The following is a 25157-nucleotide window of genomic DNA, read 5'->3' as shown; positions in this document are numbered from 1 at the left end:
GCTGCCTTAGTTCGCCGCGCTATCGGCATCGGCACAGCATTTCTTGTACTTCTTGCCGCTGCCGCAGTGGCATGGGTCGTTGCGGCCCGTCTTCGGCAGCTCGCGCAGTACGGTGGCGCCGGGCTGGCTTTGTTTCAGGTGGCGCTGGCGCGCCCAGGCCGCATTGATGGCGATCACGGAAGGAATCACGCCATCCATGGCCGTTTCGGCCGCATCGTCATCGAGTTCGCTGGCCGTGGCCAGGTGCTGGAACGGCGCAAGGTATTGCGGGTGGCTGACGGCCAGGGCCGCCCACTGGGGCTTGTCCAGGCTGGTGCCAAGGACAAAACCGGCGCACCAGGCGGGCACGCTCCATTCGGGGCCGCACACATAGATGGGCTCGAAACTGTCCGGGTCCTTCGCCAGCCATTCGACCATGTAGGCGTGGTGGCGTTGCGCCAGGCTGGCGGCCCGTTCGCTGGCCTCGTCCTGTGCCGGCAAGGCGCTGCCGGCCGCCTTGTCCCACACCCAGGGCAGCCATTGCTCTGCCGCGATCTGTTTCGGGCTCAGGGCGACGGCCGTGAGAAAACCTTCCAGCATCGACACGTCCATGGCGCGGCCGGCCAGGGCGGGCGCGGCCAGCAGGGTGTCGAGTTCGGCGTATTCGTCGTCGGAGAGGGGCGTGGTGGTGGAGATACTGGACATGGGATTTTTCTGTAATGTGGGTGGATGGCCGCTGGCCCTGGCCGTATTGTACCGTCCGGCAAGGGGGAAACGGCTGCCGGAATGAAAAACGGCGGCCCGCAGGCCGCCGTTCTGATCTACCGCAAGACGCTTACTTCACGCCGTGCATCAGTTTGTTGATCAGCGGTGCGATCAGGAACAGCACGACGCCGGCACCCAGCAGGGACCAGAAGCCGAAGGTGTAGCCGGACAGGGCCGACTGCACCGACATGCCGCTTTCGCCGCTGACGTGGCTGGCGAAGATGCCCGACAGGTTGTTGCCGATACCTGTCGACAGGAACCAGCCGCCCATGCCCAGGCCCACCAGGCGCACCGGCGCCAGCTTGGTGACCATCGACAGGCCGATAGGCGACAGGCACAGCTCGCCGATCGATTGCAGCACGTACACGGTGGTCAGAGTCCAGAACGGGATCTTGTTGTCGGCGCCAACCAGGCTCGACAGCGCGAAGATCAGCAGGCCGAAGGCCAGCGCATTGCCCAGCAAGCCCAGGCCGAACTTGCGCGGGATCGATGGATTGACGTTGTGGCGCGCCAGGAAGACCCAGACGGCGGCGATGATCGGCGCGAAGACGATGATGGCGACCGAATTGACGGTCTGGAAGTAGGCGGTCGGGAAGATCCAGAAGCCCAGGTCGCGGTTGACGATCTTGTCGGCCAGGAAGGTAAACGAGCTGCCAGCCTGTTCGAAGAACATCCAGAACAGGATGTTGAAGACGAAGATCAGCAGCATGGCGATGACGCGGTCGCGCGCGATTTTGCCGTTGCGGATGCCTTCGATCATCAGCATCACGGCCAGGCCGACGAACAGCACGGTCAGGACGATTTGCAGCTTTTCAGCGCCGACGGTCAGCAGGAAGTACATCAGCGGGATCACGCACAGCGAGCCGACGGCCACCCAGACGACGCGCATCGGGCTGCCGGAACCGGCTTCCGGTGCGCCGATGCCCTTCAGGGCGCGGCGGCCGATGAAGAACCATACCAGGCTGATCAGCATGCCGAAACCGGAGGCCATGAAGACCATCTTGTACGAAGGCATGGCGCTGGTGCCGAAGATCGACTCGGCCAGCCACTGGGTGAAGACAGGGGCAACCATGGCGCCCATGTTGATGCCCATGTAGAAGATCGTGAAACCGCTGTCGCGGCGCGGATCGGCGGTCGTGTACAGCTTGCCGACCATGGTCGAGATGTTCGGCTTGAACATGCCGTTACCGACGATCATGGTGGCCAGGCCCAGGTTGAAGATGTCCTGGTTCGGTACCGAGATGCAGAACAGGCCGGCGGCCATGAAGATGGCGCCCAGCAAGATCGAGCGTTGGTAACCGATGACCCGGTCGGCGATGTAGCCGCCGAACAGGGCGCCGGCGTACACCAGCGCGAGGAAGGAACCGTAGGTAAGGTTGGCCGCTGCCTGTCCCGAACCGTCGCCGCCGTGGAACTGGGCAACGATGTACAGTACCAGCGCCCAGCGAACTCCGTAGAACGCGAAGCGTTCCCAGAATTCAGTCATGAACAACATCCATAATGGGCTCGGATGGCCCATAATCTGCTTGAACTCGGGAATAACGGCTTCCTTGTTGGGCGTAGTCGCACCGCTCATGCGGTTCCTCCTGAAAAATTATTATAGTCAATCGATACAACGAACTTATGGAAGCCTGCGGGCGGCGGGGACTCTCATGAAGAACCTCACGCACGGGATTTCCAATAGGCTGGCATTCTAATCTACAAATTGCGCTGAGCGAAGATTTCGATTCGCATTAGCAAGAATGACTGTTTCATATTAGTCAAACCGGTTTGCAGGCAAGGGCGGCCCCGGCGATTTTGCGGCGGCCCAGCACAACTTGCCTGAGTTGTCGTATATTAAGGCTGCAAGACCTTCGAGCATCGATTTTTAAAGGATTTTTCGCATTATGGAACACGACGTTATCGATACTCTGGTTTCACCGGAAGGCCGCCTGGACGTGCTCTCCAAGACTGAAGTCAACAAACTGCTCGACACCAGCCAGGGCGGCCTGTACAACACTTTCCGCCGCTGCGCGCTGGCGGTCTTGAATTGCGGCAGCACCATCGACGATGGCCGCGCCCTGCTGGAGCGCTACCAGTCGTTTGAAATCTCCATCATCCAGCGCGAGCGCGGCATCAAGCTCGACATCAAGGGCGCGCCGGCCATCGCCTTTGTCGATGGCAAGATGATCAAGGGCATCCACGAGCATTTGTTTGCCGTGCTGCGCGACATCATCTTCGTCAGCGATGAAGTGACGGGCAACCCGAAATTCGATTTGCAGAGCACGGAAGGCGTGACGGACGCCGTCTTCCACATCCTGCGCAACGCCAATGTGCTGCAAACCCAGCTCAACCCGAACCTGGTCGTGTGCTGGGGCGGCCACTCGATCAACCGCGCCGAATACAATTATTCGAAGGAAGTGGGCTACCAGCTGGGCTTGCGCGGCCTCGATATCTGCACCGGTTGCGGCCCCGGCGCCATGAAGGGCCCCATGAAGGGCGCCACCATCGGCCACGCCAAGCAGCGCCTGCACAATGGACGGTATCTGGGCATCACGGAGCCGGGCATCATCGCGGCCGAGTCGCCGAATCCCATCGTCAATGACCTGGTCATCATGCCGGACATCGAAAAGCGCCTGGAAGCGTTCGTGCGCGCCGGCCACGGCATCGTCGTCTTCCCCGGCGGCGCGGGCACGGCCGAAGAGATTCTGTACATCCTCGGCATCCTGCTGCACCCGGACAATGCCGAGATCCCGTTCCCGCTGATCTTCACGGGTCCGGAAACGTCGCGCGAGTATTTCGTGCAGATCAATCAGTTCATCAGCGATACGCTGGGCCCGGAAGCGCAGCAGCGCTACAAGATCATCATCGACGACCCGGAACTGGTGGCGCGCGAAATGCTCGAAGGCATACGCCAGGTGCGCGAATTCCGCAAGGCGCACAGCGACGCGTATTACTTCAACTGGCTCTTGAGAATCGACCACGAGTTCCAGAAGCCGTTCCAGCCCACGCATGAAAACATGCGCAACCTGAGCCTGCACAAGAACCAGCCCACGCACTTGCTGGCGGCCCAGCTGCGCCGCGCGTTTTCCGGCGTGGTGGCGGGCAACGTCAAGGATGACGGCATCCGCTCGATCGAAGAACACGGCAACTTCGAGATCCACGGCGACAAATCCATCGCCGGCCCCATGGATGCGCTGCTGGCCTCGTTCGTGGCGCAGCACCGCATGAAGCTGGCGGGCACGGCCTACGTGCCTTGCTATACCGTGATCCAATAACCGTCCTTCAAGCAGCGCCGCCCGTCCCCCGCATCTGCCGGGGGCGGGCGGCGTTTTTTCATCCGCGTTCCCATTCATGCTCCCACCGTGTTCCTTCGCCGCCACAAGCAATCAAATCGCTTGCGTCATCGATTCGCGGGTGCTATCTTTGGAACCGGTTCCAAAATAAAAACATGAGTATCAATTAGTAGTGGAGAGCAAGCTTGGATTCAGTACGCGGCAATAAAAAAACAGTCTCCGGCGAGCCGGCACGGCCCGTGACCATCGCCCAGGTGGCGCGCGAGGCGGGCGTGTCGAAAACGAGCGTGTCGCGCTTTCTCGGCGGCGAACTCGATGCCCTGTCGGAAAACATCCGCCAGCAGATCGCCAGCACCATCGCGCGTCTCGGCTACCAGCCGAACCAGATGGCGCGCGGTCTCAAGCGGGGGCGCACGCGCCTGATCGGCATGGTCGTGGCCGACATGCTCAATCCCTACACGGTGGCCGTGCTGCAAGGCGTGGAGGCGGCTTGCCAGCAGCATGGCTATACCTTGATTTTGTGCAATACCGGCAATGACGAACAGCGCGAACGGCAGTCGCTGGCCGCGCTGCGCTCGTACAGCGTGGAAGGGCTGATCGTCAACACGCAGGGGCGCAATATTCAGTCGTCCGACTTGCAGCAGGCGGACATGCCCATCGTGCTGGTCGACCGCCGCATCGAGGGCGCCGATTTCGACCTCGTGGGCCTGGACAATGTGCAGGCGGGCCGGCTGGCCACCGCGCATCTGATCGAGCAGGGTTTCGACGCCATCGCCTTCGTCGCGCCGCCATTGACGGGCGTCAGCTCGCGGCTGATGCGCGCCGACGGTTTCCAGGCCGTGATGGCCGAGCATCCGGACTGCGTGGGTGAGGTGCTGGCGGTGGACCTGGACGACCGGCCTTCCATCGACGCGCAGGTGCGGCAATGCCTGGCGCAGTGGCGCGGCCGCCGCGTGGCGCTGCTGGCCTCGAACGGCATGGTGGCGCTGGAGCTGGCGCTGATGCTGCAGCGCCTGGCCTTGCGCATGCCGCAGGACGTGGGCTTGCTGGGCTTTGACGAGTTGCCGTGGTCGCCGCTGGCGGGCCTGAGCACGATCGAGCAGCAGACCTATGAGATCGGTTTTTCGGCGATGGCGTGCATGCTGTCGCGCCTGCAGGGAGATCAATGCCCGCCGCGCGAGGTGTTGTTGCCGGGTAAGTTGATTGTGCGCAATTCCACCCAGGGTAGCGAAGTACGCAAGGGCGGCGGTTGACGGGAAAGAGGGCCTTGCCCTTTTTTTTGAGATAGTTATGGAACCGGTTTCATGAACTGTTTTTACGCTGGAAAGGGGCGTGGATAGTCAGGCAAGGCAATGTTGGGCATGAAGTTGATATGACACGGCAAGAGGCGATCTGAATCGTCCATTTGACAATATTCCCGGAAGCGCCTCGACGAGGCCGGTACCGGGATCACAGGAGACTGAAGCATGAAGATGACTACACTGTTGTATTCGAAGATCGTGGCTTGCGCGCTCGCAGCAACGTTTGCCCTGAGTGCGGCGGCCGATGCCGGCGCCCAGACGCTTGGCGACTTGATCAAGAAAGGCAAGCTGACCATCGGCGTGGTCAGCGGCACGCCGCCGTTCGGCAGCATCGACGCCAAGGGCGCGCCCGTCGGCTATGACGTCGACGTCGCCAACCTGATCGGCAAATATATGAACCTGCCCGTGGAAATAGTCCCGTTGACGGCGCCGTCGCGCGTGCCGTCGCTGGAGTCGGGCAAGGTCGATTTCCTCGTGGCGACCCTGGCGCCGACGCCGGAACGGGCCAAGACCCTGATGTTCACCATGCCTTACAGCGCGTTCGAACTGGCCATCGTCGCGCCGGTCGGCGGCAAATTCAAGGCCCTGGCCGAGTTGAAGGGCAAGAAAGTGGGCGTGACGCGCGGCACCACCAACGATACGGCCTTGAGCCGCCTGGCGCCGGCCGGCACCAATATCGTGCGTTTCGAGGATGACGCCACCGTCACCCAGGCCTTGCTCAGCAAGCAGGTCGACGCCGTCTCGATTCCCAGCACGATGGCGCTCGACATCATCAAGACGCGCGGCGCGGGCAAGATCGAGGTCCGCTTCACCTACTCGCTGCAGCCGAACTCGATGGCGGTGCGCCGCGGCGACTTCGAGCTGCACCAGTGGCTCAACAACTTCATCTACTACGTCAAGCTGAACGGCGAACTCGACGCCATTGCGCGCAAGTGGAGCGGCGCGCCGCTGCCAGCGCTGCCGACTTTCTGATACCGCAAGCCGCATAGGAAAGTGCCCGTCCGCACGGCGCGCCGCCATGGTGGCGCGGCCGGGGACGCGCACGCAGACAAGGAGTTGAGTATGCCGTATGAATTTCATTTCGAACTCGTCATGCAATCGCTGGACCGCCTGCTGTGGGGCGCGGCGCTGACGATACGCCTGAGCGCCATGGCGATGGTGCTGGGACTGGCGGTGGGCGTGTGCGCCGCCGTCATCCTGAAGAACGGTCCCGCCTATGCCCGCGCCGTGGTGCGCGCGTATGTCGAGATCATCCGCAGCACGCCGTTCCTGGTGCAGCTGTTCATCATTTACTTCGGCTTGCCGTCGCTGGGCCTGCAGCTCGACGCCAACGGCGCGGCGCTCGTCGCCATGACGGTCAACCTGGGCGCCTATGCGGCGGAGATCGTGCGCGCCGGCATCGGCGCCGTGCATCCGTCGCAGCTCGAGGCGGCGCAGGCGCTGGGCATGACGCGCTGGCAGGTGATGCGTCACGTGGTGCTGCTGCCGGCGCTGGAAAAAGTCTATCCGGCGCTGGCCAGCCAGTTCACCTTGATGATGCTCGCTTCGAGCGTCGTGTCGGCGATTTCCGCCGAAGAGCTGACCGCCGCCGCCCACCTGCTCGACGCGGAAACCTTCCGCAGCTTCGAGATCTACATCGTCGTGATGGTGCTGTACATCGTGCTGGCCCTGCTGTTCCGCTTCGGCTTCTGGGTGCTGGGCCAGATCGTCTTCAAACGCCGCCGCCGTCTGGGCGCGGCGCGCATGGGAGCTTGACATGATCAGTGACTTTTCCTGGGATAACCTGCAATTCCTGCTCGAGGCCACGCGCTGGACCATCGGCCTGTCGCTGATCGTCTTCATCACGGGCGGCATCGCCGGCTTCGCGGTGGCGCTGCTGCGCACGGCGCGCAGCCCGTTCCTGCGTTGTCTCAGCGCCCTGTACATCCAGCTGGTCCAGGGCACGCCCGTGCTGATCGTGCTATTCCTGACGTATTACGGGCTGGCGCTGTTCGGCTACAAGCTGTCGCCGATCATCGCGGCCGGCGCGGCGATGACGATCTTTGCCAGCGCCTACCTGGGCGAGATCTGGCGCGGCTGCATCGAAGGCGTGCAGCGGCAGCAGTGGGAAGCGTCGGCCGCGCTGGCGCTGAACCGCTACCAGCAGCTGCGCTACGTCATTCTGCCGCAGGCGCTGCGCCATTCGCTGCCGCCGACGGTGGGCTTCATGGTGCAGATCATCAAGAACACCTCGATCACCTCGATCATCGGCGTGGTGGAACTGACGCGGGCAGGGCAACTGGTCAGCAACGCGACCTTCCTGCCTTTCATCGTCTTCCCCGTCGTCGCCCTGATCTACTTCGCGATGTGCTATCCGCTGTCGCGCTACAGCCATTCACTGGAAAGGAAATTCCATGCCCATCGTTGAAATCGAGAATATCAGCAAGAGCTTCGGCGCCAATCACGTGCTCAAGGGCGTGTCTTTCGCCGTCGAGCGGGGCCAGGTGATCGCCGTCATCGGCCGCAGCGGCTCCGGCAAGAGCACCATGCTGCGCTGTATCAACGGCCTGGAAACCATCGACAGCGGCAGCATCGTCGTGGCCGGCCATACGCTGACGGCGCGCCAGGAGCATCTGCTCGACCTGCGCAAGGATGTCGGCATGGTCTTCCAGAGCTACAACCTGTTCCCCCACCTGACCGTGGAAGAAAACGTCATGCTGGCGCCGCGCATCGTCAAGAAGGTGCCAGATGCCCAGGGCCGCGCCACGGCGCTGCGCGTGCTCAAGCAGGTGGGCCTGGACCACAAGCGCGAGGCCTATCCCGAGCAGCTGTCGGGCGGCCAGCAGCAGCGCGTGGCGATCGCCCGTTCGCTGGCGATGGAGCCGCAAGTGATGCTGTTCGACGAAGTGACGTCGGCGCTCGACCCGGAGCTGACGCAGGAAGTGCTGAAGGTGATGGAGGAGCTGGCGCAGGCGGGCATGACGATGCTGCTGGTGACGCACGAGATGGAGTTCGCGCGGCGCATGGCCGACGTCACCGTCTTCATGCACCAGGGATTGGTGTGGGAAAGCGGGCCGTCGGAAGCGTTTTTCAGCAATCCGCAAACGCCTGAAGCGCGCCAGTTCGTCGGCGCGGGAGCGATCAAGTGAGCCCCGTCCTGGTAGCAGCGTCGGCTTATGGCGCGAGCAGGGTAAGGCAGTTGGGCCAAAGCCATTTCATCGACGTGGTGGCCGATGCGGGCGGCGCCGGCATCGAGATCCGCCGCGAACTGTTCACCTCCGACTGGCCGGACCTGGCGCGCATGGGCGCGGCGGTGGCCGCGCGCGGCCTGTACTGCGTGTATTCCACACCCATCGAATTGTGGGGCGCGGACGGATTGCTGCAGCACGCGCTGCTGCAGCAGATGCTGGACGAGGCGGTGTGCCTGGGCGCGCGCTACCTGAAGGTGTCGCTCGGTCATTACCCGGCCGCGCCGGACTTGCCAGCCTTGAAAGCCCGGCTGGCGGACGCGCCCGTGGCGCTGCTGGTGGAAAACGACCAGACGGCCCATGGCGGCAAGCTGGCGGCCATGGCGCGCTTCCTGGCGGCGGCAGGCGAGGCCGGGCTACCCGTGGGGCTGACCTTCGACATCGGCAACTGGCGCTGGGTGGGCGAGGATGCGCAGCAGGCGGCGCGCCTGCTGGCGCCGTACGTGCGCTATGTGCATTGCAAGGCTGTTCAGGATGACGGGGGCCGGCTGTCCGCCTGCGCCGTCTCCGCGGCCGACCCGGCCTGGCGCGCCGTCTTCGCGCACTTTGCGCCGGGCGTGCAGCGGGCCATCGAATTTCCGCTCGAAGGCGCCGACCTGGTGGCCGAAACGGGCCGCTACATTCAGATGCTGGAGGCCGCATGATGGAACAAGAACTGCGCCAAAAAGAAATTCAAGGGGCGCACGCCCTCGACGTCGTCACCTACGGCGAAGCGATGGCGATGTTCGTTGCCGAGCAGACGGGCGACCTGGCGGCCGTGGCGCATTTCACACGCCGCCTGGCCGGCGCCGAAACCAACGTCGCCATCGGCCTGGCGCGCCTGGGCTTGAAGGTCGGCTGGCTGAGCCGCGTTGGCGATGATTCCTTTGGCCGCTTCATCCGCGCCAGCGTGCAAGCCGAGGGCGTCGATTGCAGCCGGGTCGTCGCCGTCGCCGGCCAGTCCAGCGGCTTCCTGCTCAAGGAGAAGGCCGAGAACGGCGCCGATCCGCTGGTCGAATACTTTCGCAAGGGTTCCGCCGCCAGCCGGCTGGCGCCCGAGCACTTCGACCCCGCGTATTTCCTGTCCGCGCGCCATTTGCACGCCACGGGCGTGGCCGCGGCGCTGTCCGGGACCAGCCTGGCGTTCGCCGGCCAGGCGCTCGACTTCATGCGTGCCAACGGCCGGAGCGTGTCGTTCGACCCGAACCTGCGGCCCTCGCTGTGGCCGTCGCAAGCCGTCATGGTCGAACAGATCAACCGCCTCGCCTCCAGGGCCGACTGGGTGCTGCCCGGCCTGGGGGAGGGAAAAATCCTTACCGGCCACGACCTGCCGCACGATGTCGCCGGCTTTTATCTGCAGCAGGGCGCGCGCCTGGTGGTCATCAAGCTGGGCGCCGAGGGCGCCTATTACCGTACGGCCGACGGCGACAGCGGCATGGTGCCGGGCGAGCGCGTGACCAATGTGGTCGACACGGTGGGCGCCGGCGACGGCTTCGCGGCTGGTCTCGTCAGCGCCTTGCTGGAAGGCTTGCCGCTGGCGCAGGCTGTCCGTCGCGGCAACCGGGTCGGCGCCTTCGCCATCCAGGTAGCCGGCGACATGGAAGGCTTGCCGACCCGCGCCCAGCTCGACGCGCTGGTCCCATCTTGAACCGAACAGGGAAAATAATCGTGAAAAAACATGTGGTTGTATATAAAAAACTGGCCGAACCGCTGCTGGCGCGCCTGCGCGCCGAATGCGAGGTGACGTATTTCGAGGCGATCGACGCGGGCAACCGCGCCGCCTTCGCCGCCGCCATCCGCGGCGCGCATGGCTTGCTGGGCGCCAGCGTGCGCCTGGACCGCGAACTGCTGGACCCGGCCGTCGACCTGCGCATCATTTCCACCATTTCGGTGGGCGTCGACCAGTTCGACGTCGATTACCTGCGCGAACGGGGCATTTTGCTGGCCAATACGCCGGACGTGCTGACGGAAACGACGGCCGACACGATCTTCGCGCTGATCCTGGCCAGCGCGCGGCGGGTCGTCGAACTGGCCGAATTCGTCAAGGCGGGACGCTGGACGCGCAGCGTGGGCGAGAGCCAGTACGGCGTCAACGTGCATGGCAAGACCATCGGCATGCTGGGCATGGGCCGCATCGGCCGCGCCGTAGCCCGCCGCGCCGCCCTCGGTTTCGGCATGCAGGTGCTGTACGTGAACGGTGAAGCGGTGCCCGAGGTGGAGGCGGCTCTGGGCGCGCGCCAGGTGGCGCTCGACGACTTGCTGGCCGGGTCGGACTTCGTCTGCGTGGTACTGCCGCTGACGGCGCAGACGGAACGCATGATGGGCCGGCGCGAATTCGCGCTGATGCGCCCCGGCGCCATCTTCATCAACGGCTCGCGCGGGCGCATCGTCGACGAGGCGGCGCTGATCGAGGCCCTGCAGCAGGGCACCATCCACGGCGCCGGTCTCGACGTGTTCGAGCGCGAACCGCTGGCGCCGGACAATCCGCTGCCGCGCATGGCCAATGTGGTGGCGCTGCCGCACATCGGCTCGGCCACGCATGAAACGCGCTACGCCATGGCGCAGCAGGCCGTGGACAACCTGCTGACGGGTTTGCGCGGCGAGCGTCCGCGCCACCTGGTGAGTTAAATGCAGTATCCACACACAGGGAAAGAGATGAAGAAGAAGGTAGTAGGGGCAATGATCATTTGCGCCGGCAGCGGCTTGTGCGCGGCGCAGTCGAACGTGGCCATGTACGGGATCATGGATTTGGGCGTGGTGTCCGAGAATGGCGGCGCCGGCGGCAGGGTGCTCAAGCTGACGAGCGGCATCGCCAACGGCTCACGCCTCGGTTTCAAGGGCAGCGAAGACCTGGGCGGCGGCATGACGGCGATCTTTACGATGGACGCGGGCATCCTGGCCGACACGGGCGCTTCGGCCCAGGGCGGCCTGCTGTTCGGGCGCCAGGCTTTCGTCGGCCTCGCCGGCGCGGCGGGCACCCTGCGGCTGGGCCGCCAGTACACCTTCATCGACAGCAGCCTGGGCGTGCTGGACCCGTTTTACCTGGGTTTTGCGGGCAGGATGAGCAACGTCTTCACGGCCGGCTACATCAGCCGGGTCGACAACAGCATCACCTACAGCTCGCCCGTGCGCGGCGGGCTTTCCGGCGAACTGGCGTATGGCTTCGGCGAAGTGCCGGGCGATGCGTCGGCCAGGCGCTACGCGGGCGCGGCGGCCACCTATGCCAGCGGGCCGCTGTATCTGCGCATGGCGCACCAGGACGCCAACACCCTGTCAAGCGCGCTGGTGACGGGCAGGGCGCGCAACACGGTACTGGGCGCCACCTGGGACTTCGGCGTGGTCAAGGCGCATGGCGCCGTGGCCGTCAGCAAGAGCACGGCGGGCGCCGCCGCCACGGTCGACAGCGCGGACCTGATGCTGGGCGCCACCGTGCCGGTAGGGCCGCACCGCGTCCTGTTCTCGTACGTGCGGCGCGACGACCGGCGCGCCGCCAACGGCGACGCTACCCAGATCGGCATCGGCTATACCTACGCGCTGTCGAAACGCAGCACCTTGTACGCGGCCTACGCGCATATCGACAACCGCAACGGCGCCGCCTACCTGGTGGGCAACGCCACCGACAACGGCACCGGCAACCAGGCCTGGAACCTGGGCCTGCGCCACACTTTTTAACGGGAGAATCGAATGAAGAAAACCGGATGGATTTTGGTCGGCGCCAGCACCGTGGCGCGCGAATGGATGGTCGACGCGATCCGCCAGCAGGGCGACGCCGAGGTGCTGGCCGTGGTCAGCCGGGACGCCGCGCGCGGCGCCGCCTTTGCCGAGCAGTTCGGCATCGCCGCCAGCTACACGGACCTCGATGCGGCGCTGGCGCATCCTGGCGCGGACGCCGTGTACATCAGCACCACCAACGAATGGCACATGGCGCAGACCTTGCAGGCGGCGCGCGCCGGCAAGCACGTTCTGTGCGAGAAGCCGCTGGCGCTGAACCTGGACGACGCGCGCCGCATGGTGGACGGTTGCGCCGAAGCGGGCGTGGTGCTGGGGATTAACCACCACCTGCGCAACGCCGCCAGCCACGGCAAGGTGCGCGAGCTGATACGCGCCGGCGAGATCGGCCAGCCCCTGTATGGCCGCGTGCTGCACGCGAACAACCTGCCGCAGCACTTGCGCGGCTGGCGCCTGGACGCGCCGGAGTCGGGCGGCGTCACGCTCGACATGTTCGTGCATGACGTCGACACCCTGCGCTTCCTGCTCGACGCGGAGCCGCGCCACGTCACCGCCTGCGCCACCAGCGGCGGCATGACGGTGGCCGGGCTGGAAGAGGGCCTGATGGCCGTCATCGAGTTCGACAACGGCACTTTGGTGCAGGTGCACGACGCGTTCAACGCGCCGTATTCGCTGTCCGGCGTGGAAATCATCGGCAGCAAGGGCACCATCTTCGCCACCGGCGTGATGACGCAGCGTCCCGTCGGCACCATCAGTTTGACGCGCGACGGCGGCAGTGTCGATATCCCCGTCGAGCATGAAAACCTGTACGTGCGCTCGGTGCGCGCCTTCCAGCGCGCCATGCGCGGCGAAGGGCAGCCGGCAGCCACGGGCGACGACGGCATGCGCGCGCTGGCCACGGCGCTGGCGGCGCAGCAGGCGAGCCGCAGCCACCAGCGCGTGACCCTGGCCGGCTGACGGCCTGCGGCAGACGTAAAAAAGCCGCCTGATCGCAAAATCAGGCGGCTTTTTATCGGCTGGCGTCCGTGATTATTCTTCGCGGCGCAGGTGCGGGAACAGCAGGACGTCGCGGATGTTCGGCGAATCCGTGATGATCATCATCAGGCGGTCGATGCCGATGCCGCAGCCGCCGGCTGGCGGCATGCCGTATTCCAGCGCGCGGATGTAGTCGGCGTCGTAGAACATCGCCTCTTCATCGCCGGCGTCCTTGGCGGCCACTTGCGCCAGGAAGCGTGCCGACTGGTCTTCCGCATCGTTCAACTCGGAGAAGCCGTTGGCGATTTCGCGGCCCACCATGAACAGCTCGAAGCGTTCGGTGATGCCGGCCACCGTGTCGGAAGCGCGCGCCAGCGGCGACACTTCGACCGGATAGTCGATGATGTAGGTCGGTTCCCACAGCTGCGCTTCAGCCGTCTCTTCGAACAGCGCCAGTTGCAGCGCGCCCAGGCCGGCCGTGGCGAACGGCTTGACGCCGAATTTCTTCAGCTCTTCCTTGATGAAGTCCGCATCGTTCAACTGCTCCGGCGTGTAGCCCGGCGCGTACTTGTTGATCGCTTCGACGATGGTCAGGCGGTGGAACGGTTTTGCCAAATCGAGTTCACGGCCGCCGTAGGTCAGGGTGGCGGTGCCGTGCGCGTCGATGGCGGCCTGGCGGATGACGGCTTCCGTGAAATCCATCAGCCATTTGTAGTCGGTGTAGGCCGCATAGAATTCCATCATCGTGAATTCCGGGTTGTGACGGATCGACACGCCTTCGTTGCGGAAGTTGCGGTTGATCTCGAACACGCGGTCGAAGCCGCCGACGACCAGGCGCTTCAGGTACAGCTCGGGCGCGATGCGCAGGAACATCTGCATGTCGAGCGCATTGTGGTGCGTGATGAACGGCTTGGCCGCCGCGCCGCCCGGGATCGTGTGCAGCATCGGCGTTTCCACTTCCATGAACTCGTTCTTTTCCATGAAGCGGCGGATCGACGAGATGGCGGCGGTGCGCGCCTTGAAGGTGCGGCGCGTCTCTTCGTTCATGATCAGGTCGACGTAGCGCTGGCGGTACTTCGTTTCCTGGTCGGCCAGGCCGTGGAATTTGTCCGGCAGCGGGCGCAGCGACTTGGTGATCAGGCGCAGTTGCGTGACCTTGATGGTCAGCTCGTCCGTCTTGGTCTTGAACAGCGTGCCCGTCACGCCAAGGATATCGCCCAGGTCATAGTGGTGCAGGGCGGCCATGGCCGCTTCGCCGGTGAGATCAAGCGTGGCGTAGATCTGGATGCGGCCGTCGGCCTTCGGGCCGGAAGCGTCCTGCAGGGTGGCGAAAGCCGCTTTCTTGCCCGCTTCGCGCTTGAGCATCATGCGGCCTGCCAGCACCACGGTGACAGGTTCGGCTTCCAGCTCTTCGCGCGTCTTGCCGCCGTATTGCGCGTGCAGATCGGCCGCCTTGTGCTCGGGGCGGAAATCGTTCGGGAAGGCGACGCCTTGTTCGCGCAGTGCGGCCAGCTTGACGCGGCGCTCGGCGATGATCTTGTTTTCATCGGGGGCGGCGGCTTGTTCTTGGATATCCGTAGTCATGGTGTTCTTCGTTGGTGATGATTGATGATGTGGCGCCAGCGCAGGCGCCACGCTGGCAAACAGTGCGTCGACGTCGAGCGCGGAGAAATCCGGCACGATGGCGATGACGTTGTCGAATGCGGCAAACGCCTCGGCCGGCAGGGTGGTGGTGAGTACCACGACGCGCATGCCGGCACGGCGCGCCGCTTCCACGCCCAGGGGCGCGTCTTCGAAGACGATGCAGTTCTCCGGCAGCGCGCCGGCCAGCTGCGCGCCTTTCAGGAACACGTCGGGGTGCGGCTTGCCCCGTTCCACGTCGGCCGCGCCGACGATGGCGTCGAAGCGGTGGCGCAGGTCCAGGCCGTCGAGCGTGAACGCGATGTTCTCGTTCGGCGCGGCCGTGCCCACCACCAGCCCGACGCCAGCCTGGCTCGCGCTGGCGATCAGCCGGTCGAAGCCAGGCACCGTGGCCAGGTGCGGGCCGTACAGTTCGCGGTAGACGACTTCCTTTTCAGCCAGCAGGGCAACGTGGTCGGCATCCTCGCCCAGGTACTTGGCGATGATTTCGTGTCCTTGCCGTCCTGCCGTGTCGCGGAAAAAGGCGTCCGCGTCCAGCGCATGGCCGTGGCGTTCAAAGAACGCCAGCCACGATGTGGTGTGGAAGGCCATGTTGTCGACGATCGTGCCATCCATGTCGAACAGGAAGGCGCGCTGCGTCGGCGCCGGAGCGGATGCATTCATCCTTACACGCCTTGCTTGAGCGAGGCGGAGATGAACTCGTCGATGTCGCCATCGAGCACGCCCTTGGTATTGCCCGTCTCGAAACCGGTGCGCAAGTCCTTGATGCGGGACTGGTCCAGCACGTAGGAGCGGATCTGGTGCCCCCAGCCCACGTCCGTCTTCGAGTCTTCCAGCTTTTGCTGTTCGCTCATGCGCTTGCGCAGTTCATGCTCGTACAGTTTCGCTTTCAGCATTTCCATCGCTTCGGCGCGGTTGCGGTGCTGCGAACGGTCGTTCTGGCACTGCACCACGATGCCGGTCGGCGCATGGGTCATGCGGACGGCGGAGTCGGTCTTGTTGATGTGCTGACCGCCGGCGCCCGACGCGCGGTAGGTATCGACGCGGATATCGGCCGGGTTGACGTCGATCTCGATCGAATCGTCGACTTCCGGATACACGAACAGCGACGTAAACGAGGTGTGGCGGCCGTTGGCCGAGTCGAACGGCGACTTGCGCACCAGGCGGTGCACGCCCGTTTCCGTGCGCAGGAAGCCGTAGGCGTGATCGCCCTCGACCTTCAAAGTGGCCGTCTTGATGCCGGCCACCTCGCCGTCGGACTGCTCGAGGATTTCGACCTTGAAGCCCTTGCGTTCGCAATAGCGCAGGTACTGGCGCAGCAGCATCGAGGCCCAGTCCTGGGCTTCCGTGCCGCCGGCGCCGGCCTGGATGTCGATGAAGCAGTTGTTCGGGTCCATCGGATTGTTGAACATCCGGCGGAATTCCATGCTTTCGATGACCTTGCGGATTTCCTGCACGTCCTGCTCGATCGCTTCGAGCGTCTCGTCGTCGCCTTCTTCGCGGGCCATGTCGAACAGGTCGCGGGTATCGCGCAGGTCGGCATCGGCCTTGGCCAGGGTGAAGACGATCGCTTCCAGCGCCTTTTTCTCTTTACCGAGGTCCTGGGCGCGCTTGGGATCGTTCCAGACGGTCGGATCTTCCAGCTCTTCGTTGACTTGCTCTAGTTTCTCCGACTTGACAGTGAAGTCAAAGATACCTCCGAAGTTCGGCTTCGCGGACCGTCAGGTCGTTGAGCAGGGCGGAGATGATATTGATGCGTTCGGCTTCCATAATGTTCTGGTCTTCTATGGTGAAATCAAACCTTGAATTATACGCGAGCGCGGTGCGTTTCTGATGCCGGCGGCGCCGAATCGATGCCGCACGGGGCAATAAAATCGTCATTTTGCTGTATTTGCGACAATATTTTTGCCTTGAAGATGGCTGCCGGGCTGCGTATGATGCTGGCGATATTGTCTTTCCACAGGAATACATCATGCTTCAACTTCCCCGTCTCGCCCTGTTACCGCTGCTGCTGGCCGGCTGCGGCGCCTTGCCGCCCGCCGCCACGGGACCTGCCCGGGCGCCATCGGCCGCGCCGGCCGGCAGCAGCGCCACGCTGGCCCTGCTGGAGACGACGGACTTGCACGCGAATGTACTCAGTTATGATTACTACAAGCTGCAGGCGGAGCCCTCGATCGGCCTGGAACGCACGGCGGCCCTGATCGCGCAGGCGCGCGCGCAGTATCCGAACAACCTTTTGCTCGACAACGGCGACACCATCCAGGGCACGGCGCTGGCCGACTACCAGGCCCTCGTGAAACCGCTGGCCTGCGACCAGACCCTGGCCATCTACAAGGCCATGAATCTGCTGAAGGTGGACGGCGGCGGCATCGGCAACCACGAATTCAACTACGGCCTGGCGTTTTTGAGCCAGGTGACGGGCAACCAGTTTGACGTCGACAGCGTCGACGCCAGCAAGCCGCGCTGCGCCGGCCCGGCGTTCCCGCAAGTGCTGGCGAACGTCTACAGCGTCAAGACGGGCAAGCCCCTGTTTGCGCCGTACCACATCATCGACAAGCAGATCACGGCCACCGGCCCCGATGGCAAGGCCATCACCGCCACCGTGAAGGTGGGCATCATCAGCTTCGCGCCGCCCACCATCATGGCGTGGGACAAGCGCTGGCTGGAAGGCCGCGTCTACACGCAGGGCGTGCGCGAGACGGCGGAAAAATTCATTCCCGAGATGCGCGCCAAGGGCGCCGAGCTGGTGGTGGCGATCTCGCACGGCGGCTTGGATAGCAGCCCGTATTCGCCGACCATGGAAAACGGCAATTACTACCTGTCGCAAGTGCCGGGCGTGGACGCCATGCTGATCGGCCATTCGCACCAGCTGTTCCCGAACGCCGCCAGCACGGTGCCGCAGTTTAATCTGCCCGGCGTCGACAAGGTCAAAGGATTGGTGAACGGCGTGCCCACCGTGATGGCCAATTTGTGGGGCAAGCACCTGGGCGTGATCGGCCTCTCTCTGCGCCACGACGGCAAGCGGTGGGTGGTCGACAAGAGCGCCACCACGGTGGAGGCGCGCGGCATCCAGAACGCGGACAAGAGTTACGTTCAGCCCGATGCGGCCATCGCCAGGCTGGTGGCCGAGGAGCACGCGGCGACGATCGCCTACGTGCAGACGCCGGTCGGCGCCACCGACTTCCGCATGTCGACGTATTTCGCCGACGTGGGCGACGTCAGCGCCATCGAGGTGGTGAACCAGGCGCAATCGGCCTACCTGGCCGCGTATGTGAAGGCGAACCTGCCGCAGTACGCGCACCTGCCCGTGCTGTCGATGTCGTCGCCGTTCAAGAGCGGATCGGCCGGCGTGTCCGACTACACGGACGTCAGGGCGGGCAACGTGGCGCTCAACAACGCGGCCGACCTGTATCTGTATCCGAACGCGCTATATGGCGTGAAGATGACGGGCGCGGAACTGAAAGCCTGGCTGGAGCAGTCGGCGCGGCGCTTCAACACCATCGATCCGAACAAGCTGGAAGCGCAGGAACTGGTCAACACGGCCCACCCGAGCTACAACTTCGATACGATCACCAGCGCCGACGTGCGCTACCAGATCGACGTCACGCAGCCGCCGGGCCGGCGCATCAAGGCGCTGACCTACAAGGGCAAGCCGGTGGACGCGACGCAGGAATTCCTCATCGCGACGAATAACTACCGCGCCAGCGGCGGCGGCAATTTCCCTGGCCTCGACGGCAGCAAGACGGTGGTGGCCTCGCCCGACAACAACCGCGAACTCTTGATTGCCTACGTCACGCAAGAGAAAAACCTGACGCGCGCGAAAAACGGCGCGGCGCGCAGCTGGCGCTTCGCCAAGGCCGCCACCAAGGGGCCCGTGGTCTTCCATTCCGCGCCGAACGTGATCGAGCTGGCGAAGGCGGCCGGCATCGATAACGTCACGCAGTTGAAGGCGGACGACGGCGCGGGCAAGGGCTTTGCGCTGTATCAGCTCGACCTGTCGAAATGATGCTGGCAAACTTGCTGCTGGCCGCGGTCCTGGCTGCACCCTTGGCGTCGGCGCCCGATGCCACGGCACGGGCCAAGGTACTGATGCGCGCGGGAGACGCGACCCAGCCGCAGGCGCGCGTCCTGTTCGAACAGGACGCGAGACAGGGCAGCGGCGCGGCCGCGTATTACCTGGGTTTGATGTTCAAGAACGGCATGGGCGGGCCGCAGGACGGCGCCGCCGCGCTGCGCTGGCTGGAACTGGCGGCGCAACGCGGCGTGGCGCCCGCCATGTTCATCGTGGCGAACATGCTGGCCGATACCGACGAAGCCCGGGCGCGTCTCTGGCTGGACGCCGCCTGCGACCTGGAGTACCCGGAAGCGCTGCAGCAGAAATCCGCGGCCCTGGCCGAAGGGCTGATGGGCTATGCGCACAGCGAGGAGCAGTCCTTCCTCTACCTGAAGATGGCCACGCATGCGATGGGGCACCGCGCCGCCGAGCCGTGATCTACGCGGATGCCTTCGGCCTGGCCCGCAGGCTGGCCGCCGCCTCGCCGATGGCGAACGGGTCGCGCGACAAAATGGCGGCGCCCAGGTCGACCAGCCTGGCCGCCGTGCCAATGGCCGCCTTCACATCGGCGATGCGCTTGAGCTGCTGCTTGCCCTTGGCGATGGCGCCCTCGATGTCAGCGCGCGCCTGCTCGGCGCCTTCGGCCGTCAGGTAAATGCCATACGCGCGAAACAGGGCCACCATCTGGTCCAGGTGGTTTTCATATTGCTCCAGCAGCGCGCGCTCGTCCGGCGCCAGCGCCTCGCGTTCGCGGATGCGCAATTCCAGCACCAGGCTCGACGCCTGCGCCAGGCTGTCGGCGATGGCGTAGCTTTGGTCTTTCGTCAGTTCGGTCAGTGGGGCCATGGGATACTCCTGTGTGCGCGCCGCTTACCAGCGGGCGGGGGCATAGAACGCCGCTTGCCGCTGCAGCGTGTCGACGTCGCGTGAAAATTGCGCCAGCTGCCGCTCCAGTTCCGGCGCCTGCAGGTGGTCGAGATTGGCCCGCAGCGCGGCCACGCTCGCTTGCAGCGCGTCGACGGCGGCGACATACGCGGCGACGATCTTTTCCCTTTCCTGCAGCTGCCGGCCTTCCAGGTGCAAGCGCGTGCGGATGTAGTTGGCGGCCAGCGGTTCGCGCGGCGCGGCGTTATCGACGGCGCCGCGCAGCAGGTCCAGGTCGCGCAATTCATCCTGCAAGCCGGCCCGGTAGCTGCGCTGCGCATACTCCTTGAGCGCATTGCTGACGATATCGACGGCTTCCTGCTCGTCGAGCAATTCGCGCAAGGCCGATTTCTGCAGACGCTGCGTGGCCAGCCGACTCAGATGCTCGCTCAACTTGACGACCTTGGTCAGCTTGTCCGTGTCGAGCAGGGGCGCGCCGGTACCCGGCTGCGCCAGGCCGCCCAGTGCATCGCCGAGTCCGGCAAACTCTTCCTTGTAGACGGGCAGCTTGTCATCGGCCAGCGCCGCCAGGGTCTGGGCATAGCGCAGCAGGACGTCATTCAGGCTGGCGATCGACGCGCTGGCCTGCGCGATGGCGGCGCAATCGGCGCGCGCCGCCTGTTCGCTGGCTTGCGCATCGAAACGCTCGGCCAGGATCAAACGCTTGCGCATGGCCTTGTCCATGCAGCTGTGGACGCCGCCTGCCAGCATGGGTTCGAAGTGGGCCGACATCTGTTGCGTCTGTTCGGCAAAGGTGCGCACGGGCGCCAGATTGGCGGCGCAGCCGCCCAACAGCAGGCTGGCGATGGCGCCAGTTAGCAGGGGAAAAAAGGATGAGTTCGACGGGCGCTGCATATGGCCTCCATGCTGTAGGAGCGGCTGATTGGGCCGGCGCGCACGCGCTGGCATGGCCGACGTTAGCATGCTGAGCAATGGCAGTATTGCGTCAGATCAGCACGCTGTGAAGTCGTCCGGCGGCCCCGCATCGGCGGCAGTACTGTTGCCAAATGGTGCAGTGTGTTCCAATTTGCCTCATATTTTCCTTACAAAAGACTGACAGCGGGCCAGCAATTGGCTCTTTTCTGCATGTTGCGACGCGTCATATGTAGTTGTTGCTGGTGCATGTTTACTCACCTACAATGATTTATCGATGGGGCGGTTATCCAGCGTACGACTATAAAAATAAGTGGCATTTAAAACGTTGTAGCAGAGGAGATGACAATGAATTTGAAACAGAAATTGCTCGTGGCAAGTTTGGTTTTGGGTTTCTCGCAGGCGGCAGTCGCAGCCGACCCCATCAAGATCGGCGTGTCCGGACCGTTTACGGGCGGTTCCGCGCCGATGGGCGTGTCGATGCGCGACGGCGTCAAGCTGGCTGTCGCTGAAATCAATGCCAAGGGCGGCGTACTGGGCCGTTCCTTGCTGCTGATCGAGCGCGATGACGAAGCGAAGAACGAACGCGGCGTGCAGATCGCCCAGGAACTGATCAACAAGGAAAAGGTCGCCGCCACCGTCGGCTACATCAACACGGGCGTGGCCCTCGCTTCGCAGCGCTTCTACCAGGAAGCGAAAATTCCCGTCATGAACAATGTGGCGACGGGTTCCATCGTCACCAAGCAGTTCGCCGACCAGCCGGAAAACTATATCTTCCGCAATGCCGCCAATGACACCATCCAGTCCGGCATGATCGTGCATGAGGCGATCGAGAACCGCAAGTTCAAGAAAGTGGCGATCCTGGCCGACTCCACCAACTATGGCCAGCTGGGCCGGGAAGACCTGGAAAAAGCGCTCGACAAGAAGGGCATCAAGCCCGTTGTCGTGGAAAAATACAACATCAAGGACGTCGACATGACGGCCCAGCTGCTGAAAGCCAAGCAGGCGGGGGCGGAAGTCGTGCTGACCTATGGCATTGGCCCGGAACTGGCGCAGATCGCCAACGGCATGGAAAAGCTGGGCTGGAAAGTGCCGCTGATCGGCAGCTGGACCCTGGCCATGGGTAACTTCATCGACAACGCGGGCAAGAACGGCAATGGCACGCGCATGCCGCAAACCTTCATCCAGGACGCCAGCACGCCGAAGCGCAAGGCCTTCATCGACGCCTACGTGGCCGCCTACAAGCCGTCGGGCGGCCGCATGCCGTCGGCCGTCTCGGCCGCGCAAGGCTACGATTCCATCTACCTGCTGGCTGCGGCCTTCAAGCAGGCGGGCGGCACGGATGGCCCGAAAGTGCGCGCCGCGCTGGAAAACCTGAACGAGAAGGTGGAAGGCGCCGTCACCACCTACAACAAGCCGTTCAGCAAGACCAACCATGAAGCGATCACGGCCGACCTGACGGTCTTCGGCGAAGTCAAGGACGGCAAAGTCGTCCTCGCGAAATAAGCCTGGCAGACATTCGCCGCGCAGTGGCCAGCCTTGAGGAATCAGGACTGGCCATTTTTTTATCTCCCATCCTTCGGGGAACACCATGGAAATCTTCCTGCAGCTCGTCTTCAGCGGCATCGCGCTGGGCATGATCTATGCCGTCATCGCCTTCGGCTACCAGCTGACCTTTGCCACGTCCGGCACCCTCAACTTCGGCCAGGGCGAATCGCTGATGCTGGGCGCGCTCGTGGGCCTGTCCCTGGTGGGCACCATCCACGGCGGCCCTTACATGAGCTACCTGCTGATGATCCCCATCGTCATCGTCTTCGGCGCCTTGCAGGGCGTGTTCGTCGAATGGATCGGCGTGCGGCCCGCCATCAAGATCAAGTCCGAATTCGGCTGGATCATGTCGACCATCGCGCTGGCCATCATTTTCAAGAATGTGGCGGAAAACATCTGGGGCAAGGATGACCTGATGTTCCCGTCGCCGCTGTCGGCCGCGCCGTTCCAGGTATTCGGCGCCAACGTGCAGCAGATGCAGGTGGCCGTCATCGTCGGCGCGCTGGCCATCATGCTGGCCGTCGAAGTATTCAACCGTAAATCGATCTACGGCAAGGCCGTCGTGGCGACGGCCAACGACCGCGACGCGGCCGGTCTGATGGGCATCAACACGGGCATGGTCATCACCTTTTCCTATGCGCTGTCGTCGGCCACGGCGGCCTTCGCGGGCGTGCTGGTGGCGCCGCTGACCCTGACGGGAGCCACCATGGGCGCCTCGCTGGGCTTGAAAGCGTTTGCCGTGGCCATCATCGGCGGCCTGACGTCGGGCGTGGGCGCCATCGTCGGCGGCCTGATCCTGGGCATCGCGGAAACGACCACCGGCTATTACATTTCCACCGGCTACAAGGAAGTGCCCGGCCTGCTGCTCTTGCTGCTGGTGCTGGCCGTCAAGCCGTCCGGCCTGTTCGGCAAAGCCGCGATCAAGAAAGTCTGAGGACCACATGAACAAGAAAATCACCATGCTGGCGCTGAGCGCGGCGGGCCTGGCCGCGCTCGCGCTGTTCCCCATCGTTATCCCGAACCCGTACTACATCCACCTGGCCGAGACCATCCTCATTTACGCCATCCTGCTGTTCGGTCTCGATATCGTCGTCGGCTACACGGGGCAGGTGTCGCTGGGCCATGCGGGCCTGTTCGGCATCGGTTCCTACGCCACGGGCGTGCTGGTGTTCAAGCTGGGGGCGCCGTTCTGGCTGGCCATCCCCGCCAGTATCGCGGGCGCGGCCCTGTTTGGCGCCATCCTGGCCTTGCCGGCCCTGCGCGTGACGGGGCCTTACCTGGCCATGGTGACCCTGGCTTTCGGCACCATCGTGCAAATCCTGATCAATGAAATGAGCTTCCTGACGGAAGGGCCGATGGGCATCAAGATCCACAAACCCGTCCTGTTCGGCCACAAGCTGACGGAAGTGGAGTACTACTACATGGTGGCCGCGCTGATGGTCATTTCGCTCGTCGTCGTGCACCGCATCCTGAAGTCGAACCTGGGGCGCGCCTTCGAGGCGCTGCGCGACAGTCCCATCGCCTCGGACTGCATGGGCGTGTCCGTGTACCGCTACAAGGTCTACGCCTTCGTCATCAGCGCCGGTTTCGCGGGCCTGGCAGGCAGCCTGTACGCGTATTCGGAAGAATACATCTCGCCCAATACCTACAACTTCGAGCTGACGATTTTGTTCCTGCTGGCCGTCATCATGGGCGGGCGCAAGACGCGTTCGGGCGCGCTGATCGGCGCCCTGATCGTCGTCATGCTGCCGAGCCTCTTGTCGGACATCGAATTGTTCCGCAAGATCGCCGTGTCCGCCGCCGTGCTGGGCGTGATCGGCTCCGCCTTCATGCTGGCGAAAAAGCGCTCCACCGTGCGCGGCGTGCTTGTGCCCCTGGTCGCCACCATCGGCCTGGCCGCGTTTTCCTACAAGCTGGAAAACATGGTCGACTGGCGCCTGACCATCTTCGGTTTGATGACCCTGTTCGTCGTGTACTACCTGCAGGATGGCATCGTCGGCTTTTTGATGAGCTTTATCGGCAAGGGCCGGCGGCATATGCAAGCCGTCGCCTCGCACGGCGTGGCGCCGTTCGACCACGCCCAGGGCGGGCAACAGGGTGCGACCTTGCTGCGCGTGGATCAGGCCCTGATGCAGTTCGGCGGCCTGAAGGCGCTGAACCAGGTGGACCTGACCGTCACGCAAGGCTCCGTGCATGGCTTGATCGGGCCAAACGGCTCGGGCAAGAGCACGATGATGAACGTGCTGACGGGGATCTACAAGCCGACGGCGGGCAAGGTGGAATTTGCCGGCGCCGTGATCTCCGGCCGCACGCCGTCCGAGATCGCGCTGGGCGGCGTGGCGCGCACCTTCCAGAACGTGCAGCTGTTCGGCGAAATGACGGCCACGGAAAACGTGCTGGTGGGCCTGCACAACACCTTCAAGTCAAACGTGCTGGACGTGATGCTGCATACGCCCCGCTACAAGCGCGAAGAGACGGCGGCGCGCGAGCGGGCCGCCAGCATCCTCGAATTCGTCGGCCTGGCGGACCTGGCCAACGAAGAGGCCCGCAATCTGCCGTATGGCAAGCAGCGGCTGCTGGAAATCGGCCGCGCGCTGGGCCTCAACCCGCGCCTGCTGCTGCTCGACGAGCCGGCGGCGGGCCTGACGGCGCCCGACATCAAGGAACTGATGGCCATCATCCGCAAGATCCGCGAGCATGGCATCACCATCATCCTGATCGAGCACCACATGGACGTGGTGATGGCCCTGTCGGACGTGGTGACGGTGCTGGACTTCGGCCAGAAGATCGCCGAGGGCGCGCCCGCGCTTGTCCAGAGCGATCCGAAAGTGATCGAAGCCTACCTGGGCGGCAGCGCCGAAACCCTGGCGCCAGCGGCGCACTGAGA

23 protein-coding genes and 1 pseudogene are annotated in these 25157 nt (G+C 64.2%); 16 read left to right on the top strand and 8 right to left on the bottom strand.

Going from position 1 to position 25157, the window contains the following annotated elements; all coding sequences use genetic code 11:
• Nucleotides 1-6: 6 nt before the first annotated feature.
• Together ACQ4W4_RS21835 and ACQ4W4_RS21830 are read right to left on the bottom strand one after the other, a co-directional pair.
• Nucleotides 7-684, bottom strand: coding sequence for a UPF0149 family protein (locus ACQ4W4_RS21835; RefSeq protein WP_436543749.1), 678 nt, complete (start codon nucleotides 682-684; stop codon nucleotides 7-9).
• A 130-nt stretch (nucleotides 685-814) separates the two neighbouring features.
• Nucleotides 815-2263, bottom strand: a complete 1449-nt coding sequence (locus tag ACQ4W4_RS21830) for a peptide MFS transporter (protein ID WP_436543773.1) — start codon at nucleotides 2261-2263, stop codon at nucleotides 815-817.
• A 367-nt stretch (nucleotides 2264-2630) separates the two neighbouring features.
• On the opposite strand from ACQ4W4_RS21830, the gene ppnN reads away from it, so the two are divergent.
• From ppnN to ACQ4W4_RS21775, 11 genes are all read left to right on the top strand, one after another.
• Entirely contained in the window at nucleotides 2631-4001 is a 1371-nt protein-coding gene (gene ppnN / locus ACQ4W4_RS21825) for a nucleotide 5'-monophosphate nucleosidase PpnN (RefSeq protein ID WP_436543748.1), read from the top strand.
• A 203-nt stretch (nucleotides 4002-4204) separates the two neighbouring features.
• Complete coding sequence (locus tag ACQ4W4_RS21820; protein WP_436543747.1) at nucleotides 4205-5272, top strand: LacI family DNA-binding transcriptional regulator; 1068 nt, start codon at nucleotides 4205-4207, stop codon at nucleotides 5270-5272.
• Between the two features lie 213 nt (nucleotides 5273-5485).
• The gene (locus ACQ4W4_RS21815) at nucleotides 5486-6292 is read left to right on the top strand and encodes a transporter substrate-binding domain-containing protein (protein ID WP_326458332.1); all 807 of its coding nucleotides are present in this window, start codon (nucleotides 5486-5488) and stop codon (nucleotides 6290-6292) included.
• Between the two features lie 90 nt (nucleotides 6293-6382).
• Nucleotides 6383-7075, top strand: a complete 693-nt coding sequence (locus ACQ4W4_RS21810) for an amino acid ABC transporter permease (RefSeq protein ID WP_070219950.1) — start codon at nucleotides 6383-6385, stop codon at nucleotides 7073-7075.
• A 1-nt stretch (nucleotide 7076) separates the two neighbouring features.
• A complete protein-coding gene (locus tag ACQ4W4_RS21805; protein WP_436543746.1) occupies nucleotides 7077-7727 on the top strand; it encodes an amino acid ABC transporter permease in 651 nt (216 codons plus the stop codon).
• Nucleotides 7714-8448 (top strand): amino acid ABC transporter ATP-binding protein, encoded by a 735-nt coding sequence (locus ACQ4W4_RS21800; RefSeq protein ID WP_436543745.1) that lies wholly within the window; start codon nucleotides 7714-7716, stop codon nucleotides 8446-8448. The genes ACQ4W4_RS21805 and ACQ4W4_RS21800 overlap by 14 nt, the downstream gene beginning before the upstream one ends.
• 50 nt (nucleotides 8449-8498) lie before the next feature.
• Nucleotides 8499-9191 (top strand): sugar phosphate isomerase/epimerase family protein, encoded by a 693-nt coding sequence (locus tag ACQ4W4_RS21795; RefSeq protein ID WP_436543744.1) that lies wholly within the window; start codon nucleotides 8499-8501, stop codon nucleotides 9189-9191.
• Nucleotides 9188-10174, top strand: a complete 987-nt coding sequence (locus ACQ4W4_RS21790) for a sugar kinase (protein WP_436543743.1) — start codon at nucleotides 9188-9190, stop codon at nucleotides 10172-10174. Before ACQ4W4_RS21795 ends, ACQ4W4_RS21790 begins: the two co-directional genes overlap by 4 nt.
• Before the next feature lie 20 nt (nucleotides 10175-10194).
• On the top strand, nucleotides 10195-11154 hold the full coding sequence (locus ACQ4W4_RS21785; protein ID WP_436543742.1) for a 2-hydroxyacid dehydrogenase: 960 nt from the start codon (nucleotides 10195-10197) through the stop codon (nucleotides 11152-11154).
• A gap of 27 nt (nucleotides 11155-11181) precedes the next feature.
• Nucleotides 11182-12198 carry a porin gene (locus ACQ4W4_RS21780; protein ID WP_436543741.1) on the top strand — a complete coding sequence of 339 codons (1017 nt, stop codon included), beginning with the start codon at nucleotides 11182-11184 and terminating at the stop codon, nucleotides 12196-12198.
• A 12-nt stretch (nucleotides 12199-12210) separates the two neighbouring features.
• Nucleotides 12211-13212: a Gfo/Idh/MocA family protein gene (locus ACQ4W4_RS21775; RefSeq protein ID WP_436543740.1), complete on the top strand. Its 1002-nt coding sequence runs from the start codon at nucleotides 12211-12213 to the stop codon at nucleotides 13210-13212.
• Nucleotides 13213-13284: 72 nt separating this feature from the next.
• Here ACQ4W4_RS21775 and lysS read toward each other — a convergent pair whose 3' ends face one another.
• From lysS to ACQ4W4_RS21755, 4 genes and pseudogenes are all read right to left on the bottom strand, one after another.
• Nucleotides 13285-14814 (bottom strand): lysine--tRNA ligase, encoded by a 1530-nt coding sequence (gene lysS, locus ACQ4W4_RS21770; RefSeq protein ID WP_436495976.1) that lies wholly within the window; start codon nucleotides 14812-14814, stop codon nucleotides 13285-13287.
• A gap of 165 nt (nucleotides 14815-14979) precedes the next feature.
• Nucleotides 14980-15534: pseudogene (locus ACQ4W4_RS21765) on the bottom strand (HAD family hydrolase); the annotation flags it as partial.
• 2 nt (nucleotides 15535-15536) lie between these two features.
• A protein-coding gene (prfB, locus tag ACQ4W4_RS21760; protein WP_150130978.1) for a peptide chain release factor 2 occupies nucleotides 15537-16641 on the bottom strand; the annotation gives its coding sequence in 2 pieces (ribosomal slippage) (nucleotides 15537-16559 and nucleotides 16561-16641; 1104 coding nt in all).
• Complete coding sequence (locus ACQ4W4_RS21755) at nucleotides 16558-16752, bottom strand: hypothetical protein (protein WP_436543775.1); 195 nt, start codon at nucleotides 16750-16752, stop codon at nucleotides 16558-16560. Before ACQ4W4_RS21755 ends, prfB begins: the two co-directional genes overlap by 84 nt.
• Before the next feature lie 91 nt (nucleotides 16753-16843).
• On the opposite strand from ACQ4W4_RS21755, the gene ACQ4W4_RS21750 reads away from it, so the two are divergent.
• Entirely contained in the window at nucleotides 16844-18877 is a 2034-nt protein-coding gene (locus tag ACQ4W4_RS21750) for a bifunctional 2',3'-cyclic-nucleotide 2'-phosphodiesterase/3'-nucleotidase (protein ID WP_436543739.1), read from the top strand.
• On the top strand, nucleotides 18874-19362 hold the full coding sequence (locus ACQ4W4_RS21745; RefSeq protein WP_436543738.1) for a tetratricopeptide repeat protein: 489 nt from the start codon (nucleotides 18874-18876) through the stop codon (nucleotides 19360-19362). The genes ACQ4W4_RS21750 and ACQ4W4_RS21745 overlap by 4 nt, the downstream gene beginning before the upstream one ends.
• A gap of 1 nt (nucleotide 19363) precedes the next feature.
• On the opposite strand, the gene ACQ4W4_RS21740 is transcribed toward ACQ4W4_RS21745, so the two are convergent.
• On the bottom strand, nucleotides 19364-19771 hold the full coding sequence (locus tag ACQ4W4_RS21740) for a hypothetical protein (protein ID WP_436543737.1): 408 nt from the start codon (nucleotides 19769-19771) through the stop codon (nucleotides 19364-19366).
• Nucleotides 19772-19795: 24 nt separating this feature from the next.
• A complete protein-coding gene (locus ACQ4W4_RS21735; protein ID WP_436543736.1) occupies nucleotides 19796-20704 on the bottom strand; it encodes a hypothetical protein in 909 nt (302 codons plus the stop codon).
• Between the two features lie 366 nt (nucleotides 20705-21070).
• Here ACQ4W4_RS21735 and ACQ4W4_RS21730 point away from each other — a divergent pair, with 366 nt between their 5' ends.
• The 3 genes from ACQ4W4_RS21730 (at nucleotide 21071) to ACQ4W4_RS21720 (ending at nucleotide 25155) form a co-directional block, all read left to right on the top strand.
• Nucleotides 21071-22228 (top strand): ABC transporter substrate-binding protein, encoded by a 1158-nt coding sequence (locus ACQ4W4_RS21730; RefSeq protein ID WP_070219975.1) that lies wholly within the window; start codon nucleotides 21071-21073, stop codon nucleotides 22226-22228.
• Between the two features lie 85 nt (nucleotides 22229-22313).
• The gene (locus ACQ4W4_RS21725; RefSeq protein ID WP_010398938.1) at nucleotides 22314-23204 is read left to right on the top strand and encodes a branched-chain amino acid ABC transporter permease; all 891 of its coding nucleotides are present in this window, start codon (nucleotides 22314-22316) and stop codon (nucleotides 23202-23204) included.
• A gap of 7 nt (nucleotides 23205-23211) precedes the next feature.
• A complete protein-coding gene (locus ACQ4W4_RS21720) occupies nucleotides 23212-25155 on the top strand; it encodes a branched-chain amino acid ABC transporter ATP-binding protein/permease (RefSeq protein ID WP_436543735.1) in 1944 nt (647 codons plus the stop codon).
• Nucleotides 25156-25157: the final 2 nt, after the last annotated feature.

Origin of the sequence: Janthinobacterium glycogeni (genome assembly GCF_051380725.1) — a bacterium.
In the GTDB taxonomy this organism is placed as follows: domain Bacteria; phylum Pseudomonadota; class Gammaproteobacteria; order Burkholderiales; family Burkholderiaceae_D; genus Janthinobacterium.
Note: the sequence above shows the minus strand (reverse complement) of the source record. Positions and strands in the feature narration are given on the sequence as shown.

Excerpts from the sequence above, each read along its gene's own strand:
- ACQ4W4_RS21730 (WP_070219975.1), top strand. The coding sequence starts at position 21,071 with ATGAATTTGAAACAGAAATTGCTCGTGGCAAGTTTGGTTTTGGGTTTC.
- ACQ4W4_RS21745 (WP_436543738.1), top strand. The coding sequence starts at position 18,874 with ATGATGCTGGCAAACTTGCTGCTGGCCGCGGTCCTGGCTGCACCCTTG.
- ACQ4W4_RS21750 (WP_436543739.1), top strand. The coding sequence starts at position 16,844 with ATGCTTCAACTTCCCCGTCTCGCCCTGTTACCGCTGCTGCTGGCCGGC.
- ppnN (WP_436543748.1), top strand. The coding sequence starts at position 2,631 with ATGGAACACGACGTTATCGATACTCTGGTTTCACCGGAAGGCCGCCTG.
- ACQ4W4_RS21790 (WP_436543743.1), top strand. The coding sequence starts at position 9,188 with ATGATGGAACAAGAACTGCGCCAAAAAGAAATTCAAGGGGCGCACGCC.
- ACQ4W4_RS21735 (WP_436543736.1), bottom strand. The coding sequence starts at position 20,704 with ATGCAGCGCCCGTCGAACTCATCCTTTTTTCCCCTGCTAACTGGCGCC.
- lysS (WP_436495976.1), bottom strand. The coding sequence starts at position 14,814 with ATGACTACGGATATCCAAGAACAAGCCGCCGCCCCCGATGAAAACAAG.
- ACQ4W4_RS21740 (WP_436543737.1), bottom strand. The coding sequence starts at position 19,771 with ATGGCCCCACTGACCGAACTGACGAAAGACCAAAGCTACGCCATCGCC.
- ACQ4W4_RS21720 (WP_436543735.1), top strand. The coding sequence starts at position 23,212 with ATGAACAAGAAAATCACCATGCTGGCGCTGAGCGCGGCGGGCCTGGCC.
- ACQ4W4_RS21800 (WP_436543745.1), top strand. The coding sequence starts at position 7,714 with ATGCCCATCGTTGAAATCGAGAATATCAGCAAGAGCTTCGGCGCCAAT.
- ACQ4W4_RS21780 (WP_436543741.1), top strand. The coding sequence starts at position 11,182 with ATGAAGAAGAAGGTAGTAGGGGCAATGATCATTTGCGCCGGCAGCGGC.
- ACQ4W4_RS21755 (WP_436543775.1), bottom strand. The coding sequence starts at position 16,752 with ATGACGATTTTATTGCCCCGTGCGGCATCGATTCGGCGCCGCCGGCAT.
- ACQ4W4_RS21725 (WP_010398938.1), top strand. The coding sequence starts at position 22,314 with ATGGAAATCTTCCTGCAGCTCGTCTTCAGCGGCATCGCGCTGGGCATG.
- ACQ4W4_RS21810 (WP_070219950.1), top strand. The coding sequence starts at position 6,383 with ATGCCGTATGAATTTCATTTCGAACTCGTCATGCAATCGCTGGACCGC.
- ACQ4W4_RS21830 (WP_436543773.1), bottom strand. The coding sequence starts at position 2,263 with ATGGGCCATCCGAGCCCATTATGGATGTTGTTCATGACTGAATTCTGG.
- ACQ4W4_RS21835 (WP_436543749.1), bottom strand. The coding sequence starts at position 684 with ATGTCCAGTATCTCCACCACCACGCCCCTCTCCGACGACGAATACGCC.
- ACQ4W4_RS21775 (WP_436543740.1), top strand. The coding sequence starts at position 12,211 with ATGAAGAAAACCGGATGGATTTTGGTCGGCGCCAGCACCGTGGCGCGC.
- ACQ4W4_RS21805 (WP_436543746.1), top strand. The coding sequence starts at position 7,077 with ATGATCAGTGACTTTTCCTGGGATAACCTGCAATTCCTGCTCGAGGCC.
- ACQ4W4_RS21815 (WP_326458332.1), top strand. The coding sequence starts at position 5,486 with ATGAAGATGACTACACTGTTGTATTCGAAGATCGTGGCTTGCGCGCTC.